The following is a 17,630-nucleotide window of genomic DNA, read 5'->3' as shown; positions in this document are numbered from 1 at the left end:
TTCACCCCTCCCACTCCCTAGCAATCCACGAGGAAAGCCATGTCGCTGAAGATCATCGCCTCCACCTGCACCGGGTGCTCCGCCTGCGAGCCCGAATGCCCCAATGTCGCCATCCGCGAGAAGGGCGGCATCTTCGTCATCGATCCCAAGAAGTGCACCGAGTGCGAAGGCCACTACGACGAGCCGCAGTGCATCGCCGTGTGCCCTGTGGACGGCTGCATAACGAAGGTGTAGCCCCCCCAGGCTGCGCGCTTCGCGCTCCGCCAACCCCCCCCAAGGGGGGCACATCCAGCGGCCCGGCAAAGCCGGTTCCGCGGATGTTCGCGCATGGCCTGCTCCGCGGCCTTTCGATGCGCGGGGGCGTCGATGCCGCTGGCGCATCTCTGGTCCCCGCCCTGCCCATGCCCGCCTGTTCCTTTTTCTTCATCCATCACAGAGACCCTTGACCATGCTTCCCAGCCTCACCCTCACGCCCGCCGCCGAGAAGTTCGTGCGGCGCATCCTGCGCTTCTCGGGCCTGCCGGCGACGGCGGGCTTCCGGCTGGTGGTCAGCGCGGGCGGCTGCTCGGGCTTCAACTCGGAGTTCAGCGCCGAGGCCGCGCCGCAGCCCGGCGAGGCCGTGGTGGAGGTGGGGGAGGGCCTGCGCCTGTTCCTGCCCGCCGAAAGCCGGCTGCTGCTGGACGGCGTGACCATGGACTTCGTGGACACGCCCACCAAGTCGGGCCTGGCCTTCATCGACCCCAAGCAGGCGCCCTGCGCCTGCAGCAGCAGCGGCGATGCCGCGGCCACCCCGCCCGGCGTGGCCCGCATCGACGTGGGTTCCATCGGCCGCGGCGGCCGCCCGGCCGTGCCGGTCCACTGAGCGTGGCGGTCGGCAGGGCAGGGGAGCGACGGTGATGAACGCCATGGGCCTGGGCTTCGACGACGACGGACTGGCCGCCTTTGCCGATTCGGCACTGGGCCATGGCCTGCCGGCCGAGCCCGCCGCGCTCATCGCCAGCGCCGGCCTGCTGCGCCACCGGCCCGACCAGGCCCTGCCGCTGCTGGAGCGTGCCCGTGCGCTGGCGCCGCGCCACCCGGTGCCGCTGATCGCGCTCTACCGCTTTCACTTCTACGGCCATGACCTGGCGCGCGCCAAGGCGGCCGGCGAGGACGCACTTGCCGTCGCCCGCACGGCCTTGGGCCCCACCTTCGGCGATCGGCCGCCCACCGACGACGAGGCACGCCACGACGCCGCGGTGCGCTTCTACCTCTTCACCCTCAAGGGCCTGGCCTACCTCAACCTGCGGCTGGGCGAACTGGAGGAGGCCCGGCTCATGCTGGGCGAGCTGCGCCGGCTCGACCCGGGCGACCGCGTCGGCGGTGCCCTGTTGGCGCATGTGCTGCAGCGGCACGAGGCGATGGCCGCAGGCCTGATCGACCCCGCCGAAGGGCCCGGTGCCTATCCGGCTTACGGCTGGGGTCCGGAGGCCCGTCCATGACGGCCACCACCAGCGCGACCGCCCGCGCGCCTGCCGGCGACATCGCGCCGCTGTACTGGCGCGGCGGCCCCGTCGACTGCGGCCGCTGCCCCCACCGGGCGCTGCGCGGCCGGCCCGAGCCGCACGGCTGCGAGCCCGGCCATGCCTGCATGCAGGACGCCTACGCCCGCCGCATCGACCGCTTCTTCCGCTGGCATCCGCGGCTGGCCGACGGCGAGCTGGCCCATCCCTACTTCGAAGTGCGCGCCATCGCCGCCCGGTATGCCAGCCTGTTCCGGCTGCCCGCGTTGATCGAGGACCCGGACGAGACCGTGCGTCTGCAGGTGGCCCTGCGCCTGCCGCAGGCGCAGCTGGTGCGGCTGATGCACGACCCGCACCGCGAGGTGCGCATCCGCGTCGCCCAGCGCCTCGAAGGCGGCGCCCTCGCCGCGATGCGCCACGACCCCGACTACGGCGTGCGCGAGCTGGTGGCCCGCCGCCTGCCCCTGGCGCTGCTGGCCACGCTGGCGCACGACGTCGACCGCAGCGTGCGCATGCGCGTCGCCCAGCGGCTGGAGATGCCGGCCCTGCTGGGCCTGGCCACCGATGCCGAGCCCGAAGTGCGCCGCATCGTGGCCGAGCGCCTGCCCGTGCCGCTGCTGGCGCCGATGGCGGACGACGAGGACTGGCGCGTGCGCTGGGAAGTGGCCCGGCGCGCCGCGCCCGAGGCGGTGCGTCGCCTGCAGGACGACGCGGACCCCGAAGTGCGCCGCGCCGTTGCCGAGCGACTGGCGGCGCTGCCCGCCCAGGGAGCGGCCCATGGCTGACATCAACCGCGACGACGACCTGATCGAGGTCGCGTTTCCGCCGCGCTTCAACTACGGCGAGCGCGTCATCGCCCGCAGCGTGATCCGCAACGACGGCACCTACAACGGCAAGGACATCGGCGAAGTGCTGGTCAACAAGGGCGACATCGGCTACGTGACCAGCATCAACACCTTCCTGCAGCAGTTCTACATCTACGCCGTGGACTTCGTGGAGACGGGCCACCGCGTGGGCATGCGCGCAAAGGAGCTGTGCACGCTGGACCACCTGCCCGACGACGTGCTGGCCCGCCTGGGCGTGGATGCCCAGACCCTCCAGACGCTCGGCCGCCCGCAGCAGCCCGCCGGCCACACCGACCCCTCGTCCCTTCCGGAGAACGCCCCATGAACACGCTGCCCGCCGACGTCGCCGCCTTTGCCGAGCCCCGCGCGCCCGAATACGGCTGGGGCCTGCGCGTGGTGGCGCTGGACGACCTGATCAACGATGGCAGTCATCCCGAGCTGGGCGAAGGCGCCGTGCTCGCGCCGCAAGGCGCCGTGGGCGAGATCGTCAACATCGGCCATTCCACCGAGACCAACGAGCCCATCTACCTCGTCGAATTCGGCCGCCGCGTGGTCGGTTGCTTCGAGGAGGAAATCGCGCCGGCGCCGGCCGGCCTGCTGCCTGAGGACGACGGCCCCTCTGCCCACGAAGCGCCGCCGGCCGGCGCGCTGCCGCAGCCATGAGCGCACACATGGCCCGGCGCCTGTCCATGGCCGACACGTCCGCACCCTCCAGCGGCTGGGTGGCCGACTTCCTGCGGCACCGCATCGCGCATGCGCTGCGCGAGCGGGCCCGCTACCGCTACGTGCGCCCGCGCGTGCTGGGCGATGGCGCGGGCTACCGCATCGAAAGCCCGTGCTGCTCGCGCAACGTGGACGCGGAGGGCGGCGTCATCGACATCGCGCGCCTGCAACCCATGACCGATGCCGGCGGCCAGCCCTGTCTGCAGGGCGGCCAGCCCCTGTGGCAGCTGCAGGCCCGCGACCATGCCGCCGGCCGCTGGGCCGAGCCGGGCCCCGCTGCGCCGCTGCCGGAACTGCTGGCGCAGCTGTGCGCGGACACCGAGCGGGTGTACTGGCCATGACGATTTATCTGGACCACAACGCCACCACCGCGCCCGCCCCCGAGGTGCTGTCCGCCATGTGGCCGGTGTACGAGCGGCTCTGGGCCAATGCCTCGTCGCAGCATGCGCCGGGGCAGGACGCGCGGCGTGCGCTGGCCGCCGCCCGGGGCACGGTGGCGCGGGTGCTGCGCTGCAAGCCGGCCGAGGTGATCTTCACCAGCTGCGCCACCGAGGCCAACCACCTGGCCGTGCGCGGCCTGCTGGCCGCGGCGCCCGCCGGGCGCACGCGGGTGCTGTTCAGCGCCGTCGAGCATGCCGGCCATCTGCGACTGGCCCGGGCCCTGGCCGAGGCCGGCGTGCCGGTCGAGCTGCTGCCTGTGCGGCCCGACGGCCGCCTCGACCTGCAGGCCGCCGCCGAACGCATCGGGCCCGACGTGGCCCTGGTGTCGCTGATGGCCGCCAACAACGAGACCGGCCTGCTCATGCCCGTGGCCGAGGTGGCGGCGCTGGCCGGCGCCGCGGGCGCGCGGCTGCATGTGGATGCCACCCAGTTCGTCGGCAAGCTGCCCTTCGCCTTCGATGCCTGCGGCGCCGACGCCGTCTCCTTCTCCGCCCACAAGTTCCACGGGCCGAAGGGCGTGGGCGCGCTGCTGCTGCGCCAGGGCGCCCCGCTCGCGCCCCAGACCCTGGGCAGCCAGGAGCGCGGCCGCCGCGGCGGCACCGAGAACCTGCCCGGCATCGTCGGCCTGGCCGCAGCGCTGGAGCGCCTGGGCGATGCCGCGGCCATGCAGGCCGAGGCCGCGCGCCAGGCCAGCCTGCGCGACACGCTGGAGGCCGGCCTGATGGCGGCGCTGCCCGGCGCCGTGCATGTGTGGGGCCGCGGCCTGCCGCGCCTGCCCGGCACCAGCTACCTGCGCGTGGGTCGCCTGTCGGCCGAGGTGCTGCTGCAGCGGCTGGAGCGCCTGGGCATTGCCGCGTCTTCGGGCGCTGCCTGCTCCTCCGGCGGCAGCGAGCCCTCGCATGTGCTGCGCGCCATGGGCGTGCCGGCGGAAGAGGCGCTGGCGGCAGTGCGCCTGTCGCTGGGCCAGGGCAGCCAGACGCCCGACGTCCACGCATTGCTGGCCGGCCTGCCGCGCCTGCTGCGGCCCCTGCTCGAAGAGGCCCCGGCCTAAGAGGCTGAGAGTCTTTTGTCCATGCCCGCCTTGCACGCCAAAACACCCCGGCTCGTCGTTGCAAATGCTCGCCATAGCCCGAGCTATGGCTGCGCTTTGCGCCTCGATCCGGGGCGTTTTGACGCGCCTTTCGGGCACGGCCAAAAAAACGCTCAGCCTCTGAACCCATTCCTGCATCCACCGAGAAAGCACCGCAATGAAAGTCATGATCCGCAAAGACAGCAAGGGCCTGCTCTCGGCCTATGTCCCCAAGAAGGATCTGGAAGAACCCATCGTGTCGATGGTGCAGCCCGGCATGTGGGGCGGCCTGGTCACGCTGGGCAACGGCTGGCAGCTGGACCTGCCCGCCATGCCCGAGGGCACCACGCTGCCGGTGACGGTGGAGGCCCGGCGCATCGCCGCGGCGGAGTGAGGCGGCCATGGCCCTCACCAGCGAACAACTGCGCACGGCCTGTGAGCTGGTGGGCGCCGCGCCCACCGTGCGCGACGCCGCCGCGCTCTGGCGCGCCCGCCACCCGGAGGTGCGCGCCATCGTGGTCGACGCGCTGGACATGCGCGGCGAGACGCCCGCCCTGCAGCTGGGCGCGCGCAACGTCTACCTGGCGGCCAGCCAGGGCCACTGCTGGCATGTCACCGCCCGGCCCGAAGAGGCCACGGTGCTGATCCTCACGCAAAGCTGAACCTCGCAGGAGCCCTCCATGGACATCGACGCCATCGGCCTGGCCGAACCCGACTGCGGCCCGCGCGAGATCGAGCTGGTCCACGCGGTGCTGGAGGCCGCCCGGTGGGGCGACGGCCCCATGCTCGCCTCCTTCGAGCAGGCCTTTGCCGGCTGGGCCGGCCGCAGCCACGCGGTGGGCGTGGCCAGCGGCACGCTGGGGCTGTGGATGGTGCTGCGCGCGCACGGCATCGGTCCCGGCGACGAGGTGGTGTGCGCCGCCCACACCTGGCACCAGATCGCGCAGGCCATCACGCTGGCCGGGGCCACGCCCGTCTTCGCCGACATCGACTACTGGAGCGGCTGCCTGAGCGCCGAGAAGGCGGCGGCGCGCATCGGCCCCAAGACCCGCGCGCTGCTGGCCGGCAACACCAACGGGCATCCGGCGGCCTGGGGACCGCTGCGCGCGCTGGCGACGGCGCACGGCATCGCCCTGATCGAGGACAGCACCGAGGCCCTGGGCTCGCGCTACCGCGGCCAGACGGTGGGCAGCTTCGGCGATGTGGCGGTGTTCGACTTCTCCGCGCCCTCGGCCCTGTGCACGGGCGAGGGCGCCATGCTGGTCACCGACGACGAGCGCCTCGCGCACGAGCTGCGCTACCTGCGCCAGCGCCGGCTGTCCGACCGGGGCTCGGTGTCGGTGGGCGCGCGCGTGCCGCTGCAGGCCGGCATGAGCGAACTCACGGCCGCGCTGGGCCTGGCGCAACTGGCGGGCCTGGACGACCGCCTGGCCGTGCGCAAGCAGGTGGAGGCCTGGTACCACGCGCAGATGCAGAGCTTCGAGGGCATCAAGCCGCCCTACCTGGGCGAGGACGTGGACGAGGTGCACTGGATGCTCTACGTGGTGCACCTGGGCAAGCGCTTCACCGCCAGTGCCCGCACCCAGATGATCGAGGACCTGGCGGCCTGCGGCATCGAAACCGCCGCCTACAGCCATCCGCTGCACCAGCAGTTCTTCTACATGAACGCGGGCGATGCCATCGGCCGCAAGCGCGGCGTGCTGCCCGACACCGACCGCATCGGCGACCGTGCGCTGGCGCTGCCCTTCCACACGCAGCTGGACGCGGACCAGATCAAGTACATCGTCAAGACGCTCAAGGACACCGCCACCAACGTGGGCGCGGGGGCGGCGATCTATCTCTGAACCCGGCCCGCCCGGGCCTTCCATCCACCCCGCTGCCACCGCCCACGCCATGAACGACGACGCCCTGATCCACGACCTTGCCCGCCGGCTCGATGCCGGTGCGCTCATCCCCTACATGGGCCCCGGCCTGCTGGCCCTGTGCCCCGACGCCAAGGTGCCTGCCACGCCGCTGGCCCTGGCCGAGATCATGACCGCCAAGGTCAGCGTGCCGCACAAGATCCGCAAGCGTCTCACGCAGGCGGCGCAGTTCATCGAGAACTTCAAGCACCGCAAGTCGGTGGTGTCGCTCATGGACGAGGCCTTCGCGACGACGCCGCAGCCCTCGGCCCTGCATGCGGCGCTGGCCGCCAGCGGCGCACCGCTGTGGATCGACACCTGGTACGACGACACCTTCGGCCGTGCCCTGGCCATGGCCCGGCCCGAGGGCGGCTGGGTGCGCATCCAGGGCCTGTCGCAGTCCGAACATTTCGGCCACTGGACGTGTGTCTACGCCGACGACGGCGAGCGCCTGGCCGAGCTGCCGGCCGAGCCCGGTCGCGTGCTCTACCAGCCCATCGGCAACCGCAGGCCGGCCAGCAACTACCTGGTCTCGGACAGCGACTACGTCGAGGTGCTGACCGAGATCGACATCCAGACGCCCATCCCTGCCCTCGTGCAGCAGCAGCGTGCGGGGCGCGGCTTCCTGTTCGTCGGCTGCCGCTTCGACGACCAGCTCACGCGCAGCTTCGCGCGGCAGATCATGAAGCGCTCCAGCGACCGGCACTGGGCCGTGCTGCCGGAGCCGCCCACGCGCATGGAGGCGCGCTTCCTGGAAGAGCAGGGCATCGAGCGCATCGCCATGCCCTTGCCGGACTTCGCCGATGCGCTGGTGCAGGCCCTGGCGCCGGCCGCGCTGGCGGCCTGAGTCTGAGCCTGATGCTGCCGCCATTCCCTTTTCACCACCACCACCACGAGACCCCGCCATGAGCGACACCGTCACCACCACCGTTCCCCTCACCGTCATGCCCAGCGGCAAGACCTTCGACGCCGAGTCCGGCATCACGCTGCTGGAGGCCCTGCGCCGCGCCGGCGTGCTCGCGCACGAATGCGACGGGGGCGCCAAGTGCAGCGACGCCTGCCACCTCTTCGTGCTCGAAGGCCGCAAGAGCCTGTCGAAGACCACGCGCGAGGAGAACGAGCGCCTGGACGCCATCGTCGGCGTGGGCGCCAAGTCGCGCCTGGCCTGCCGCGCCGTGCTGGGCGACCAGCCGGTGACGGTCGAAGTGCTCAGCTTCGTCTGACGAGCCGCGCCGGATCCATTCACGCCTTGTGACCGCCCCAGGCACCCGGGCGCCATGAACATGGTCGGCACTTCCGACGCGCGGCACCTGCCTTCCGGCGGGACGCCCGGGCCTGCGGCCGATGAGGCCGAGTCCCTTGTATGCGACGTGGCCATCGTCGGCGCCGGACTGGCCGGACTGGCGCTGGCGCGTCGCCTGCACCTGGCCGGCCGCCAGGTGCGCGTGCTGGAGGCGCGCGAGCGCATCGGCGGCCGGCTGCTCACGCGTTTCAGCGCCGCCACCGACCAGCCGCTGGACCTGGGCGCCGCCTGGTTCTGGCCCGCCACCGAGCCCGGTGTCGCTGCACTGCTGGCCGAACTGGGCCTGGCCAGCGTGCCCCAGCACGACCCCGGCGATGCGCTCTGGCTCGACGACCCCGATCGCGCCCCCGAACGACACGACGCCGCCCCGGGCCAGGTGCACCAGGGCGCGCGCCGCATCGAGGGCGGCAGCGCACGGCTGGCGCAGGCGCTGGCCGACGCCCTGCCGCCGCAGGCCCTGTGCCTGAAGGCCGCGGTCTGCGAAGTGCACCGGGCCGACGGTGGCGGCGTGCTGCTGCACCTGGCCGACGGCCAGCGCCTGCACGTCGCGCAGCTGGTGCTGGCCCTGCCGCCGCGGCTGGTCGCCGAGCGCATCCGCTTCGTGCCGGCGCTGCCGCCGCCGCTGGCGGAGGCCCTGGCCGCCGTGCCCACCTGGATGGCCGCGCAGGCCAAGGCGGCCAGTGCCTTCGGCCGGCCCTTCTGGCGCGCGGCGGGCCATTCCGGCAACGCCTTCGTGCGCCATCCGCAGGCCGTGCTGGGCGAGGTGTTCGACGCCGGCACCGCGCCGCACGGCGCGCTGGGCGGCTTCGTGGCGCTGGACGCCCAGCAGCGCCAGCACTTCCGCCGTGGCCTGCCGCTGCTCATCCACAGCCAGTTGGGCCAGCTCTATGGCGTGGACGCGCAGGAGGGTGAACTGCACCTGCAGGACTGGGCCGAAGAGCCCTGGACCTGCGCGCAGGCCGACCTTGCCGGCCCCGCCGAACCGCCTCGCGCTGATGCCCGCCTGCGCCAGCCCTGGTGGGGCGGCCGGCTGTTCTTTGCCGGCACCGAGACCGCCCTGCACGGCGCCGGCCACATGGAAGGCGCGCTGGACAGCGCCGAGCGCGTCGCGTCGCAGCTGCTGCTGCGTCCGGCGGACGCCCGCCCTTCCACGCCCGCGGACGCGGCCACCGCCGTGGCGGCCTTCCGGCAGGCCGTGCAGGGCCTGCGCGCCCAGGGGCCGGAGCGCTACCAGCGCCATCTGGTGCGGATGCTGTCGGGCACGGCGGCAGGCGCGGACGCGCAGGGCGGCCTGAGCGCCCGTGCGCTGCGCGCCGCCGCCGAGCAGTGCTACGCCGAGGCTCTGGGCCATCTGGATGCGCTGCTGCCGGCGCCGGCGGCCGAGGCCGGCGCGCCGGTGCAGGGCCGTCATCCGCTCACGCCGGCGCTGCTGTCGGCCTTTGCGGGCTGGAGCCAGTCGCTGGTGGACGAGGCGCTGGCTTTCAACGCGCGCTCCTGCGCGCTGTCCAAGCTGCCGCACGAACACCAGCCCGACGCCGAGGACCGGCGCGCCATCGCCCGTGCCCTGGCCGCGGCCTGGCAGGCCTTCGCGCTGGAGCTCAACGCGCGCCTGTGCGTGGCGGCCGAAGCGGCGCGGGAGCCGGCGGCATGACGGCCTTCGGCAGCATCGAGATCGGTGCCCTGCTGGGCATCGTGGAGCAGGCGGGCACCGACGTCGCCACGCTCATCGAGGGCCTGACCCGCGAGGAGCTGCTGCGCTCACGCCTCACCCGGCAGGAGGTGTTGCGCCTGCTGGCGCGGATGGCGGCGACCCTGGCCGCGCTGCCGCCCGGCGTACGCGCCCGCATGCCCGAGCTGGACTGGGACGGCTGGCAATCGCTGGCACAGCGCCTGGCGCTGCCGCCCGGCCCCGCGCTGGACGAGGCGCTGGCCTTCGGCTGCGAGGCCGTGCTGCCGGCCACGCTGCTGTGGCTGCGCGTGTACCGGCAAGGGCAGCCCGAGCTGTTCCAGATGGTGCCCTGAAGGGCCAGCGCCCCGTGTCGCTGCGCAGTGGACTGCGACGGCTGGACGACAGGGCGTGACGGGTCGGGCGCTCAGCGCTGCTTCAACAGCTTCTTGCGTTCGGCCGGGCTGAAGTGGCTCAGGTGGCCGGCCGCGGCCGCCGCACGCCGGTTGGACATGCGGATGGCTTCGATCCTGCCGGCGGGCGCGATGCGCGAGAGGGCCTTGTCCACGGCGGTGCTGCCGCAGGCGGGGCAGGCCGGTGGCGTGGCACCGGCCCGCACCAGCGCCTCGAAGCCGTGGCCGCAGACGCTGCAGTGGTAGTCGTAGAGGGGCATGGGGCGCTCCAGGTGGCGGGAAAGGGATCTCAGGACGTTGGGGCGCGGCAGCCCCCCGCGGCATGGGGCGCGGCGGCGCAGCCTTCCAGCGCCGTGGGTGCCGGGGCGTTGGGGCCCAGGCCCACCCAGTCGTGCACCTGCTGCGTGTCGAAGCCCACCAGGCGGCTGTCGCCCCACTGCATCAGCGGGCGGCGGATGAGCAGCGGTTCGGCCAGCAGCAGGGCCAGGGCGGCCTCGGCGTCCAGCTGCTCGGGCACCACCTCGCCCGACTTGACGCGCGGCGCCGCGCGGTTGAACCACTGTGCCACCGGCAGCGGCGACAGGAAGTCCAGCAGCGCGGCGGCCGTCCAGGGCCAGGCGAGCAGGTCGCGGGTCTCCAGCGTGTGGCGGGCGCCGCGCAGCAGTGCCTTCTGCCGCGCGTTGCCGCCGCAGCCGGGCTTCTCGTAGAAGACGATGTGGGCCATGGCCGGCTCGTTCACCGCTGCTCAGGCCGCCAGCGCGGGCCGCGCGCGGCGCTCGGCCTCGCGCAGCAGCTGCAGGCATTCGAGGTTGGCCGCCATGTCCAGCGCGGTGAAGTCGTCCTGCGTGCGGGGCCGCCAGTCGGCGCCCAGGGCGAGCAGGGTGCGCAGCACCGGGGTCTTGCCGGCGGAGGAGGCGTACATGAGGCAGGTGGCGCCGACCTTGTTGGCATGGTCCAGCGGCACGCCGGCCCGCACCAGGCGCTCGATCAGCGCCGGCTCGCCATGCACGCAGGCCAGCCACAGGGCGTTGTTGCCATCGGCATTGGTGGCGTCCAGTGCCACGCCGTGGGCCAGCAGGGCCTGCACCGCGCCCGTCTGGCCGCGCCAGGCGGCGAGCATCAGCGGCGTGTTGCCGTGGGCGCCCCGGGCCTCCGGTCCGGCCAGGCCCTGCTGCGCGAGCCAGCCGGCCAGTGCCGGCGCCACGGGGCGGGCGGATGCGGCGGGCGGCACGAGGTGCAGATCGGCCGGCCGCGCGGCGGCCTGCGCGTGGGCGAGCCAGGCCGCATGGCCGCCGATCAGGTCCACCACCTCGGTGAAGCCGAAGTCCGCGAACATCTGCGCCCAGGTCTGGCTGGCGCGGCCGTGGTAGCAGTAGATGAGCACGGGCCGCCGGCGGTCGGTGTGCAGCAGCAGGGCGTCCTGGTTGTCGCGGCCGAGGCACAGCGCGCCGGGCAGGGCGTCCCGGGCATGGTGGGCGGCGTCGCGCGCGTCCAGCACCAGGGCCTGGGGATGGCGCTCGCGCCAGGCGGGCAGTTCGGCGGCGGTGATGCGGCGGTAGGTGCGTTGTCCGGTCATGGCGGGGCTCAGGTGGGGCAGGGCGCTTCGGTGCGGATGCGCTCGTCGTGCAGGACGCTCAGGCGCTCAGCCGCCGTGCATGGCGCAGCAGCTCGCGCGCGCGATCGGCCGCCATGTCGGCCGCGGCGCGGCCGTCGGGTGCGCAGGGGGCGGGGCTGGCGCCCAGCTGGCGCAGCAGCGCCATCAGCTCGGCGCGGCCGCTGGCGGCGGCCTGCATCAGGCAGGTGAGGCCGTCGTCGTCGGCATGGTCGATGTCGGCCCCGGCCTGCAGCAGTTGCACGATGGTGGCGGGCCAGCCCTGCAGGCAGCCATACCAGAGCGCGGTGCGGCCCTGGTCGTCCTCGGCATCGACCGGCAGGCCGCGGCCCAGCAGCGTGGCCGTCGCCGCCGTGTTGCCCAGCCACGCGGCGCGCATGAGGGCGGTCTCGCCGTCCTCGGCACGCGCGAAGGGGCCCGGAAAGCCCTGCTGCGCCAGCCAGGTGGAGAGCACGGTGGCAGACCCGGCCCGCGCGGGTGGCAGGCGGGCGATGGGCGGCTCGTCTTCCAGGACACCGGGCCCGTGGGCGGGAAGCGGGGCGGGCATGGCGGCGCCGTCCGGCTTCAAACCGGCCGGTTCTCGTTGGGGTTGCGCACCGGCCCCATCAGTTCCAGGCCTTCGGCGTAGGTGATGGTGTCGAAGGTGACGTCGAACTTGAGCGCCGCATCGGCCACGGCGTCGAGCTTGCCCGCGGTGTCCTTCTTCTTGAGATCGCCCTTCTCCAGGTAGAGCAGTTCGAGCATCTCGTTGTAGACCGTGTTCTCCAGGATGGGCAGCACGTAGAACATCGCGCCCTTGTAGGGCACCTGGTACTTCTTCGACAGGTCGATGTTGTCGCAGAAGAGGAAGTACTTGCCGCCGGCGCTGAGCGTGTCGCCCAGCGTCTCGGCCACGTCCTTGAGCGATTCGAAGGACAGCAGCCAGCCGCAGAAGAAGGGCAGGTGCGTGCTGCCGGCGGTGGCCACGGCCATCACCTGGTCGCAGGTGAGTTCGGGCGGGCGGGCCTCGTCGGCCAGCTTGACCGAGAAGCGCAGTGCCAGTTCGCCGCGGAAGCCGAAGCGGCCCGGCTTGTGGGTGGGCGCCTTGAGCACCGGGTTGAGCAGGCGGCCTTCGGCTTCGAGGCGCGCGAAGGCGGTGTCCTGGATCTCGGTCTGGGTGGCCGTGGCGGTCATGGGGCTTCCTTGAGGGTGGTGAGGGAAAGGGGGTGCTGGGGGGCCGTCCGGGTGTCGGTGTTGCGCATCCAGTCGGCGGTCTTGAAGAAGGCGGCCATCAGCTCGGCCTGCAGCCCGGCGTCGGCGTCCACGGCCTGCAGGGCGGCCTGCATGCAGGCCAGCCAGGCGTCGCGCTCGGCAGCGCCGATGGCGAAGCCGCCGTGGCGCATGCGCAGCCGCGGATGGCCGCGATGGGCGGAATAGTCCTTCGGCCCGCCCAGCCATTCGCGCAGGTAGAGCACCAGCACTGCCTTGGTTGGGCCGAGGTCGGGCTCGTGCATGGCGCGTATGCCGTGTGCGCCGGGCCAGGTGTCCATGTGGCGGTAGAAGGCCTCCACCAGCCGCGCGATGGCCGCATCGCCGCCCAGGCGCTCGTAGTGCGTGTTCGGCGGTGATGGGGTCGTGGCAACGGACGCGGTCATGGACAGCGTTCTGCAATCGGCATACCAGCGCCTTTGCGTCCGACAGGGCGGTCAAAAACACGACAGGTGCGACATGTGCGACAGGCGGGCGTGCGGTGTGCGGCCGAACGCCGCCGTTCGCGACGCGCGATGCAGGGTTTGTCGCGAACCGTACAAGGCCCGATTCCGCCCCTTGAATAGAGGACGAATGGGCCTTTCTCCCTCTGGAGAGTGGCCTTTTCGAGGGATTCCATGCCGCTCGAAGGGGCATGGCATGGAAGCTGCGAAGAAGGGCTGCGCGGACACAAGTCCGGCCGATGCGTGACCCCGACAAGAAGAGCTACAGCAGGACCACGACAGGCTGACATGGGCGCGGCTTTCTGCAACGCAACCTTTCAACCCTTCACTCTCATTGGAGTAATCGCAATGTCCAAACTTCGGCAAATCGCCTTCTACGGCAAGGGCGGCATCGGCAAGTCCACCACCTCCCAGAACACGCTGGCCGCGCTCACCGAGCTGGGCCAGAAGATCCTGATCGTCGGCTGCGACCCCAAGGCCGACTCCACCCGCCTGATCCTGCACGCCAAGGCCCAGGACACCATCCTCTCGCTGGCGGCGGAAGCCGGTTCGGTGGAGGACCTGGAGCTCGAGGACGTGATGAAGATCGGCTACAAGGACATCCGCTGCGTCGAGTCCGGCGGCCCGGAGCCCGGCGTCGGCTGCGCCGGCCGCGGCGTGATCACCTCGATCAACTTCCTCGAAGAGAACGGCGCCTATGACGGCGTGGACTACGTCTCCTACGACGTGCTCGGCGACGTGGTGTGCGGCGGCTTCGCCATGCCCATCCGCGAGAACAAGGCGCAGGAGATCTACATCGTCATGTCCGGCGAGATGATGGCCATGTACGCGGCCAACAACATCTCCAAGGGCATCCTGAAGTACGCCAACAGCGGCGGCGTGCGCCTGGGTGGCCTGGTCTGCAACGAGCGCCAGACCGACAAGGAGCTGGAGCTGGCCGAGTCGCTGGCCAAGATGCTGGGCAGCCGGCTCATCCACTTCGTGCCGCGCGACAACATCGTGCAGCACGCCGAGCTGCGCCGCATGACGGTGATCGAGTACGCGCCCGAATCCAAGCAGGCCGAGGAGTACCGCCAGCTGGCCCGCAAGGTGCACAACAACGCCGGCAACGGCACCATCCCCACGCCCATCACCATGGACCAGCTGGAAGACCTGCTGATGGAGCACGGGATCATGAAGCAGATCGACGAGTCGCAGGTCGGCAAGGCCGCGGCCGAACTGGCCGCCTGATTCCAGGCGCGCAAGCCCGGGCCCCGCGCGGCGGGGCCCGGCGCCGCCCCCTTTCCATCCTTACGGAGCATCCCCCATGACCGCCACCGTTGAAGAGCGCAAGGCCGCGAACAAGGCCCTGATCGATGAAGTGCTGAAGGCCTATCCCGAGAAGATGGCCAAGCGGCGCGCCAAGCACCTGGGCACCTTCGAAGAAGGCAAGCCCGACTGCGGCGTGAAGTCCAACATCAAATCCCTGCCGGGCGTGATGACCATCCGCGGCTGTGCCTACGCCGGCTCCAAGGGCGTGGTCTGGGGTCCCATCAAGGACATGATCCACATCAGCCACGGCCCGGTGGGCTGCGGCCAGTACAGCTGGGCCGCACGCCGCAACTACTACATCGGCATCACCGGCGTGGACACCTTCGTGACGATGCAGTTCACCTCCGACTTCCAGGAGAAGGACATCGTCTTCGGCGGCGACAAGAAGCTCGACAAGATCATCGACGAGATCCAGGAGCTGTTCCCGCTGAACAAGGGCATCTCGATCCAGTCCGAATGCCCCATCGGCCTGATCGGCGACGACATCGAGGCCGTCAGCAAGAAGAAGAGCAAGGAGTACGAAGGCCACACCATCGTGCCCGTGCGCTGCGAGGGCTTCCGCGGCGTGAGCCAGTCGCTGGGCCACCACCTGGCCAACGATGCCATCCGCGACTGGGTGTTCGACAAGGTCGACCCCGACAAGCGCCCCGACTTCGTCTCCACGCCCTACGACGTGGCCATCATTGGCGACTACAACATCGGCGGCGACGCCTGGTCCAGCCGCATCCTGCTGGAAGAGATCGGCCTGCGCGTGATCGCCCAGTGGTCGGGCGACGGCACCATCGCCGAGCTGGAGAACACGCCGCGTGCCAAGCTCAACGTGCTGCACTGCTACCGCTCGATGAACTACATCAGCCGGCACATGGAAGAGAAGTACGGCATCCCATGGGTGGAGTACAACTTCTTCGGCCCCACGATGATCGAGAAGAGCCTGCGCGAGATCGCCAGCCACTTCGACGACACCATCAAGGCCAACGCCGAGAAGGTCATCGCCAAGTACAAGCCGCTGATGCAGGCCGTGGTCGACAAGTACAAGCCGCGCCTGCAGGGCAAGACGGTGATGCTGTACGTGGGCGGCCTGCGTCCGCGCCACGTGATCGGCGCCTACGAGGACCTGGGCATGGAAGTGGTGGGCACGGGCTACGAGTTCGGCCACAACGACGACTACCAGCGCACCACGCACTACATCAAGGACAGCACGCTGATCTACGACGACGTGACCGGCTACGAGTTCGAGCACTTCGTCGACAAGATCAAGCCCGACCTGATCGGCTCCGGCATCAAGGAGAAGTACGTCTTCCAGAAGATGGGCGTGCCCTTCCGCCAGATGCACAGCTGGGACTACTCGGGCCCCTACCACGGCTACGACGGCTTCGCCATCTTCGCCCGCGACATGGACATGGCGATCAGCTCGCCGATCTGGGGCCTGACCAAGGCGCCCTGGAAGTCCTGACCCACGCCTGCGCAACGCCGCGGCCCGCGCGCACCCCGTGCGCGGGCCGCCCGAGCCGCCCCACGACCTCTTTTCCATCGGAGCCCGCCATGCCCCAATCCGCCGACAAGATCCTCGACCACGAACTGCTGTTCCGCGAGCCGGAATACCAGGACATTTTCGCCCGCAAGAAGGCGGAGTTCGAGTTCAACCACCCCGACGACAAGATCAAGCAGGTCATCGAGTGGACCAAGACCGAGGACTACAAAGAGAAGAACTTCGCCCGCGATTCGCTGACCGTGAATCCGGCCAAGGCCTGCCAGCCGCTGGGTGCGGTGTACGTGGCCAACGGCTTCCACAAGACGCTGTCCTTCGTGCACGGCTCGCAGGGCTGCGTGGCCTACTACCGCAGCCACTTCAGCCGCCACTTCAAGGAGCCGACCTCCTGCGTCAGCTCCTCGATGACCGAGGACGCGGCGGTGTTCGGCGGCCTGAACAACATGATCGACGGCCTGGCCAACGCCTACAACCTGTACAAGCCCGAGATGATCGCGGTCAGCACCACCTGCATGGCCGAGGTGATCGGCGATGACCTGGACGCCTTCATCAAGAACAGCAAGCAGAAGGGCAGCGTGCCGGCCGAGTACGACGTGCCCTTCGCCCACACGCCCGCCTTCGTCGGCAGCCACATCACCGGCTACGACAACGCGCTGCTGGGCATCCTCAAGCACTTCTGGGACGGCAAGGCCGGCACGGCGCCCAAGCTGGAGCGCGTTCCCGACGAGAGCATCAACTTCATCGGCGGCTTCGACGGCTTCGTCGTGGGCAACATGAAGGAGATCCGCCGCATCTTCTCGCTCTTCGGCGTGAAGGTGAACGTGCTGTGCGATCCCTCCGAGACCTGGAACACGCCCACCGACGGCGAGTTCCGCATGTACGAGGGCGGCACCACCAAGGAAGAGGTCGAGGCAGCGCTGCATGCCAAGGCCACCATCGTCTTCCAGGAGTACTGCTGCGAGAAGACCAGCAAGTTCATCGCCGAGCACGGCCAGGAAGTCGTGGTGCTGAACGCGCCCTTGGGCGTGGCCGGCACCGACGAGTTCCTGATGGCCATCTCGCGCCTGACGGGCAAGCCCATCCCGGCCGAGCTGGAGAAGGAGCGCGGCCAACTGGTGGACGCCATGGCCGACAGCCAGGCCCACCTGCACGGCAAGCGCTTCGCCCTGTACGGCGACCCGGACCAGATGCTGGGCACCACGCGCTTCCTGCTGGAGCTGGGCGCCGAGCCGGCGCATGTGCTGGCCACCAACGGCAACGACGACTGGGCCGCGAAGGTGCAGGCGCTGTTCGATGCGTCGCCCTACGGTGCCGGCTGCAAGGTCTATCCCAAGCGCGACCTGTGGCACCTGCGCTCGCTGCTGTTCACCGAGCCGGTGGACTTCCTGATCGGCAACACCTACGGCAAGTACCTGGAGCGCGACACCAAGACGCCCCTGGTGCGCATGACTTTCCCGATCTTCGACCGCCACCACTACCACCGCTATCCCACCTGGGGCTACGAGGGTGCGCTGCGCACGCTGGTGATGCTGCTGGACGAGTTCTTCGAGACCCTGGACGCCAACACCATCGTCCCGGGCCAGACGGACTACAGCTACGACATCATCCGCTGAGGGTGATCGCCCCGGCCGCCCTCGCGGCGGCGGCTGAGGTGCACCACGCGG

The 17,630-nt window shown here is 71.1% G+C and carries 24 protein-coding genes; 18 read left to right on the top strand and 6 right to left on the bottom strand.

Annotated elements, in window-relative coordinates; translation table 11 throughout:
* Positions 1–39: 39 nt before the first annotated feature.
* From L0984_RS04610 to L0984_RS04540, 15 genes are all read left to right on the top strand, one after another.
* Positions 40–234, top strand: coding sequence for a 4Fe-4S binding protein (locus L0984_RS04610; RefSeq protein WP_234192549.1), 195 nt, complete (start codon positions 40–42; stop codon positions 232–234).
* A gap of 214 nt (positions 235–448) precedes the next feature.
* A complete protein-coding gene (locus tag L0984_RS04605) occupies positions 449–862 on the top strand; it encodes a HesB/IscA family protein (RefSeq protein ID WP_234192784.1) in 414 nt (137 codons plus the stop codon).
* Positions 863–896: 34 nt separating this feature from the next.
* Positions 897–1,481 (top strand): hypothetical protein, encoded by a 585-nt coding sequence (locus tag L0984_RS04600; protein ID WP_234192548.1) that lies wholly within the window; start codon positions 897–899, stop codon positions 1,479–1,481.
* On the top strand, positions 1,478–2,287 hold the full coding sequence (locus L0984_RS04595) for a 4Fe4S-binding leucine-rich repeat protein (RefSeq protein ID WP_234192547.1): 810 nt from the start codon (positions 1,478–1,480) through the stop codon (positions 2,285–2,287). Before L0984_RS04600 ends, L0984_RS04595 begins: the two co-directional genes overlap by 4 nt.
* Positions 2,280–2,672 carry a nitrogen fixation protein NifZ gene (locus tag L0984_RS04590; protein WP_234192546.1) on the top strand — a complete coding sequence of 131 codons (393 nt, stop codon included), beginning with the start codon at positions 2,280–2,282 and terminating at the stop codon, positions 2,670–2,672. The genes L0984_RS04595 and L0984_RS04590 overlap by 8 nt, the downstream gene beginning before the upstream one ends.
* Positions 2,669–3,010, top strand: a complete 342-nt coding sequence (locus L0984_RS04585; RefSeq protein WP_234192545.1) for a nitrogen fixation protein NifZ — start codon at positions 2,669–2,671, stop codon at positions 3,008–3,010. The genes L0984_RS04590 and L0984_RS04585 overlap by 4 nt, the downstream gene beginning before the upstream one ends.
* Positions 3,007–3,411, top strand: coding sequence for a DUF3024 domain-containing protein (locus tag L0984_RS04580; RefSeq protein ID WP_234192544.1), 405 nt, complete (start codon positions 3,007–3,009; stop codon positions 3,409–3,411). The genes L0984_RS04585 and L0984_RS04580 overlap by 4 nt, the downstream gene beginning before the upstream one ends.
* Positions 3,408–4,562 (top strand): cysteine desulfurase family protein, encoded by a 1,155-nt coding sequence (locus L0984_RS04575; RefSeq protein WP_234192543.1) that lies wholly within the window; start codon positions 3,408–3,410, stop codon positions 4,560–4,562. The genes L0984_RS04580 and L0984_RS04575 overlap by 4 nt, the downstream gene beginning before the upstream one ends.
* 196 nt (positions 4,563–4,758) lie before the next feature.
* A complete protein-coding gene (gene nifT, locus L0984_RS04570; RefSeq protein ID WP_234192542.1) occupies positions 4,759–4,974 on the top strand; it encodes a putative nitrogen fixation protein NifT in 216 nt (71 codons plus the stop codon).
* Positions 4,975–4,981: 7 nt separating this feature from the next.
* Entirely contained in the window at positions 4,982–5,242 is a 261-nt protein-coding gene (locus L0984_RS04565; RefSeq protein ID WP_234192541.1) for a hypothetical protein, read from the top strand.
* A gap of 18 nt (positions 5,243–5,260) precedes the next feature.
* On the top strand, positions 5,261–6,424 hold the full coding sequence (locus tag L0984_RS04560; RefSeq protein WP_234192540.1) for a DegT/DnrJ/EryC1/StrS family aminotransferase: 1,164 nt from the start codon (positions 5,261–5,263) through the stop codon (positions 6,422–6,424).
* A gap of 49 nt (positions 6,425–6,473) precedes the next feature.
* Positions 6,474–7,328: an SIR2 family NAD-dependent protein deacylase gene (locus L0984_RS04555; protein WP_234192539.1), complete on the top strand. Its 855-nt coding sequence runs from the start codon at positions 6,474–6,476 to the stop codon at positions 7,326–7,328.
* A gap of 58 nt (positions 7,329–7,386) precedes the next feature.
* Positions 7,387–7,704, top strand: a complete 318-nt coding sequence (locus tag L0984_RS04550) for a 2Fe-2S iron-sulfur cluster-binding protein (RefSeq protein WP_234192538.1) — start codon at positions 7,387–7,389, stop codon at positions 7,702–7,704.
* 54 nt (positions 7,705–7,758) lie between these two features.
* Positions 7,759–9,435: a flavin monoamine oxidase family protein gene (locus L0984_RS04545; RefSeq protein ID WP_305079902.1), complete on the top strand. Its 1,677-nt coding sequence runs from the start codon at positions 7,759–7,761 to the stop codon at positions 9,433–9,435.
* Positions 9,432–9,806, top strand: a complete 375-nt coding sequence (locus L0984_RS04540; RefSeq protein WP_234192537.1) for a hypothetical protein — start codon at positions 9,432–9,434, stop codon at positions 9,804–9,806. Before L0984_RS04545 ends, L0984_RS04540 begins: the two co-directional genes overlap by 4 nt.
* Positions 9,807–9,877: 71 nt before the next feature.
* On the opposite strand, the gene L0984_RS04535 is transcribed toward L0984_RS04540, so the two are convergent.
* From L0984_RS04535 to L0984_RS04510, 6 genes are read right to left on the bottom strand one after another with little or no spacing between them, the layout of a single operon-like run.
* Positions 9,878–10,123: an FmdB family zinc ribbon protein gene (locus L0984_RS04535; protein WP_234192536.1), complete on the bottom strand. Its 246-nt coding sequence runs from the start codon at positions 10,121–10,123 to the stop codon at positions 9,878–9,880.
* A 29-nt stretch (positions 10,124–10,152) separates the two neighbouring features.
* Complete coding sequence (locus tag L0984_RS04530; protein ID WP_234192535.1) at positions 10,153–10,587, bottom strand: ArsC/Spx/MgsR family protein; 435 nt, start codon at positions 10,585–10,587, stop codon at positions 10,153–10,155.
* Between the two features lie 21 nt (positions 10,588–10,608).
* Positions 10,609–11,439: an ankyrin repeat domain-containing protein gene (locus L0984_RS04525; protein WP_234192534.1), complete on the bottom strand. Its 831-nt coding sequence runs from the start codon at positions 11,437–11,439 to the stop codon at positions 10,609–10,611.
* Between the two features lie 58 nt (positions 11,440–11,497).
* Complete coding sequence (locus tag L0984_RS04520) at positions 11,498–12,022, bottom strand: ankyrin repeat domain-containing protein (RefSeq protein ID WP_234192533.1); 525 nt, start codon at positions 12,020–12,022, stop codon at positions 11,498–11,500.
* A 17-nt stretch (positions 12,023–12,039) separates the two neighbouring features.
* Positions 12,040–12,648, bottom strand: a complete 609-nt coding sequence (locus tag L0984_RS04515) for a hypothetical protein (RefSeq protein ID WP_234192532.1) — start codon at positions 12,646–12,648, stop codon at positions 12,040–12,042.
* Positions 12,645–13,109, bottom strand: a complete 465-nt coding sequence (locus tag L0984_RS04510) for a group II truncated hemoglobin (RefSeq protein ID WP_234192531.1) — start codon at positions 13,107–13,109, stop codon at positions 12,645–12,647. Before L0984_RS04510 ends, L0984_RS04515 begins: the two co-directional genes overlap by 4 nt.
* 405 nt (positions 13,110–13,514) lie before the next feature.
* On the opposite strand from L0984_RS04510, the gene nifH reads away from it, so the two are divergent.
* From nifH to nifK, 3 genes are all read left to right on the top strand, one after another.
* The gene (gene nifH / locus L0984_RS04505; RefSeq protein ID WP_234192530.1) at positions 13,515–14,396 is read left to right on the top strand and encodes a nitrogenase iron protein; all 882 of its coding nucleotides are present in this window, start codon (positions 13,515–13,517) and stop codon (positions 14,394–14,396) included.
* Positions 14,397–14,472: 76 nt separating this feature from the next.
* Positions 14,473–15,930, top strand: a complete 1,458-nt coding sequence (gene nifD / locus L0984_RS04500) for a nitrogenase molybdenum-iron protein alpha chain (RefSeq protein ID WP_234192529.1) — start codon at positions 14,473–14,475, stop codon at positions 15,928–15,930.
* 89 nt (positions 15,931–16,019) lie between these two features.
* A complete protein-coding gene (gene nifK, locus L0984_RS04495; RefSeq protein WP_234192528.1) occupies positions 16,020–17,579 on the top strand; it encodes a nitrogenase molybdenum-iron protein subunit beta in 1,560 nt (519 codons plus the stop codon).
* Positions 17,580–17,630 lie beyond the last annotated feature (51 nt).

The sequence above is a fragment of the Pseudacidovorax sp. NFM-22 genome, assembly GCF_021401245.1.
GTDB lineage: Bacteria > Pseudomonadota > Gammaproteobacteria > Burkholderiales > Burkholderiaceae_C > Xenophilus.
This window is presented reverse-complemented; position numbering and strand designations above follow the sequence as displayed.

Bases quoted from the DNA above. Each gene is read 5' to 3' on its own strand.
- L0984_RS04535 (WP_234192536.1), bottom strand. From the start codon at position 10,123: ATGCCCCTCTACGACTACCACTGCAGCGTCTGCGGCCACGGCTTCGAG.
- L0984_RS04560 (WP_234192540.1), top strand. From the start codon at position 5,261: ATGGACATCGACGCCATCGGCCTGGCCGAACCCGACTGCGGCCCGCGC.
- L0984_RS04550 (WP_234192538.1), top strand. From the start codon at position 7,387: ATGAGCGACACCGTCACCACCACCGTTCCCCTCACCGTCATGCCCAGC.
- nifK (WP_234192528.1), top strand. From the start codon at position 16,020: ATGCCCCAATCCGCCGACAAGATCCTCGACCACGAACTGCTGTTCCGC.
- L0984_RS04605 (WP_234192784.1), top strand. From the start codon at position 449: ATGCTTCCCAGCCTCACCCTCACGCCCGCCGCCGAGAAGTTCGTGCGG.
- L0984_RS04590 (WP_234192546.1), top strand. From the start codon at position 2,280: ATGGCTGACATCAACCGCGACGACGACCTGATCGAGGTCGCGTTTCCG.
- L0984_RS04530 (WP_234192535.1), bottom strand. From the start codon at position 10,587: ATGGCCCACATCGTCTTCTACGAGAAGCCCGGCTGCGGCGGCAACGCG.
- L0984_RS04610 (WP_234192549.1), top strand. From the start codon at position 40: ATGTCGCTGAAGATCATCGCCTCCACCTGCACCGGGTGCTCCGCCTGC.
- nifT (WP_234192542.1), top strand. From the start codon at position 4,759: ATGAAAGTCATGATCCGCAAAGACAGCAAGGGCCTGCTCTCGGCCTAT.
- L0984_RS04520 (WP_234192533.1), bottom strand. From the start codon at position 12,022: ATGCCCGCCCCGCTTCCCGCCCACGGGCCCGGTGTCCTGGAAGACGAG.
- L0984_RS04545 (WP_305079902.1), top strand. From the start codon at position 7,759: ATGAACATGGTCGGCACTTCCGACGCGCGGCACCTGCCTTCCGGCGGG.
- L0984_RS04600 (WP_234192548.1), top strand. From the start codon at position 897: ATGAACGCCATGGGCCTGGGCTTCGACGACGACGGACTGGCCGCCTTT.
- L0984_RS04580 (WP_234192544.1), top strand. From the start codon at position 3,007: ATGAGCGCACACATGGCCCGGCGCCTGTCCATGGCCGACACGTCCGCA.
- nifH (WP_234192530.1), top strand. From the start codon at position 13,515: ATGTCCAAACTTCGGCAAATCGCCTTCTACGGCAAGGGCGGCATCGGC.
- L0984_RS04585 (WP_234192545.1), top strand. From the start codon at position 2,669: ATGAACACGCTGCCCGCCGACGTCGCCGCCTTTGCCGAGCCCCGCGCG.
- L0984_RS04515 (WP_234192532.1), bottom strand. From the start codon at position 12,648: ATGACCGCCACGGCCACCCAGACCGAGATCCAGGACACCGCCTTCGCG.
- nifD (WP_234192529.1), top strand. From the start codon at position 14,473: ATGACCGCCACCGTTGAAGAGCGCAAGGCCGCGAACAAGGCCCTGATC.
- L0984_RS04540 (WP_234192537.1), top strand. From the start codon at position 9,432: ATGACGGCCTTCGGCAGCATCGAGATCGGTGCCCTGCTGGGCATCGTG.
- L0984_RS04575 (WP_234192543.1), top strand. From the start codon at position 3,408: ATGACGATTTATCTGGACCACAACGCCACCACCGCGCCCGCCCCCGAG.
- L0984_RS04595 (WP_234192547.1), top strand. From the start codon at position 1,478: ATGACGGCCACCACCAGCGCGACCGCCCGCGCGCCTGCCGGCGACATC.
- L0984_RS04565 (WP_234192541.1), top strand. From the start codon at position 4,982: ATGGCCCTCACCAGCGAACAACTGCGCACGGCCTGTGAGCTGGTGGGC.
- L0984_RS04510 (WP_234192531.1), bottom strand. From the start codon at position 13,109: ATGACCGCGTCCGTTGCCACGACCCCATCACCGCCGAACACGCACTAC.
- L0984_RS04555 (WP_234192539.1), top strand. From the start codon at position 6,474: ATGAACGACGACGCCCTGATCCACGACCTTGCCCGCCGGCTCGATGCC.
- L0984_RS04525 (WP_234192534.1), bottom strand. From the start codon at position 11,439: ATGACCGGACAACGCACCTACCGCCGCATCACCGCCGCCGAACTGCCC.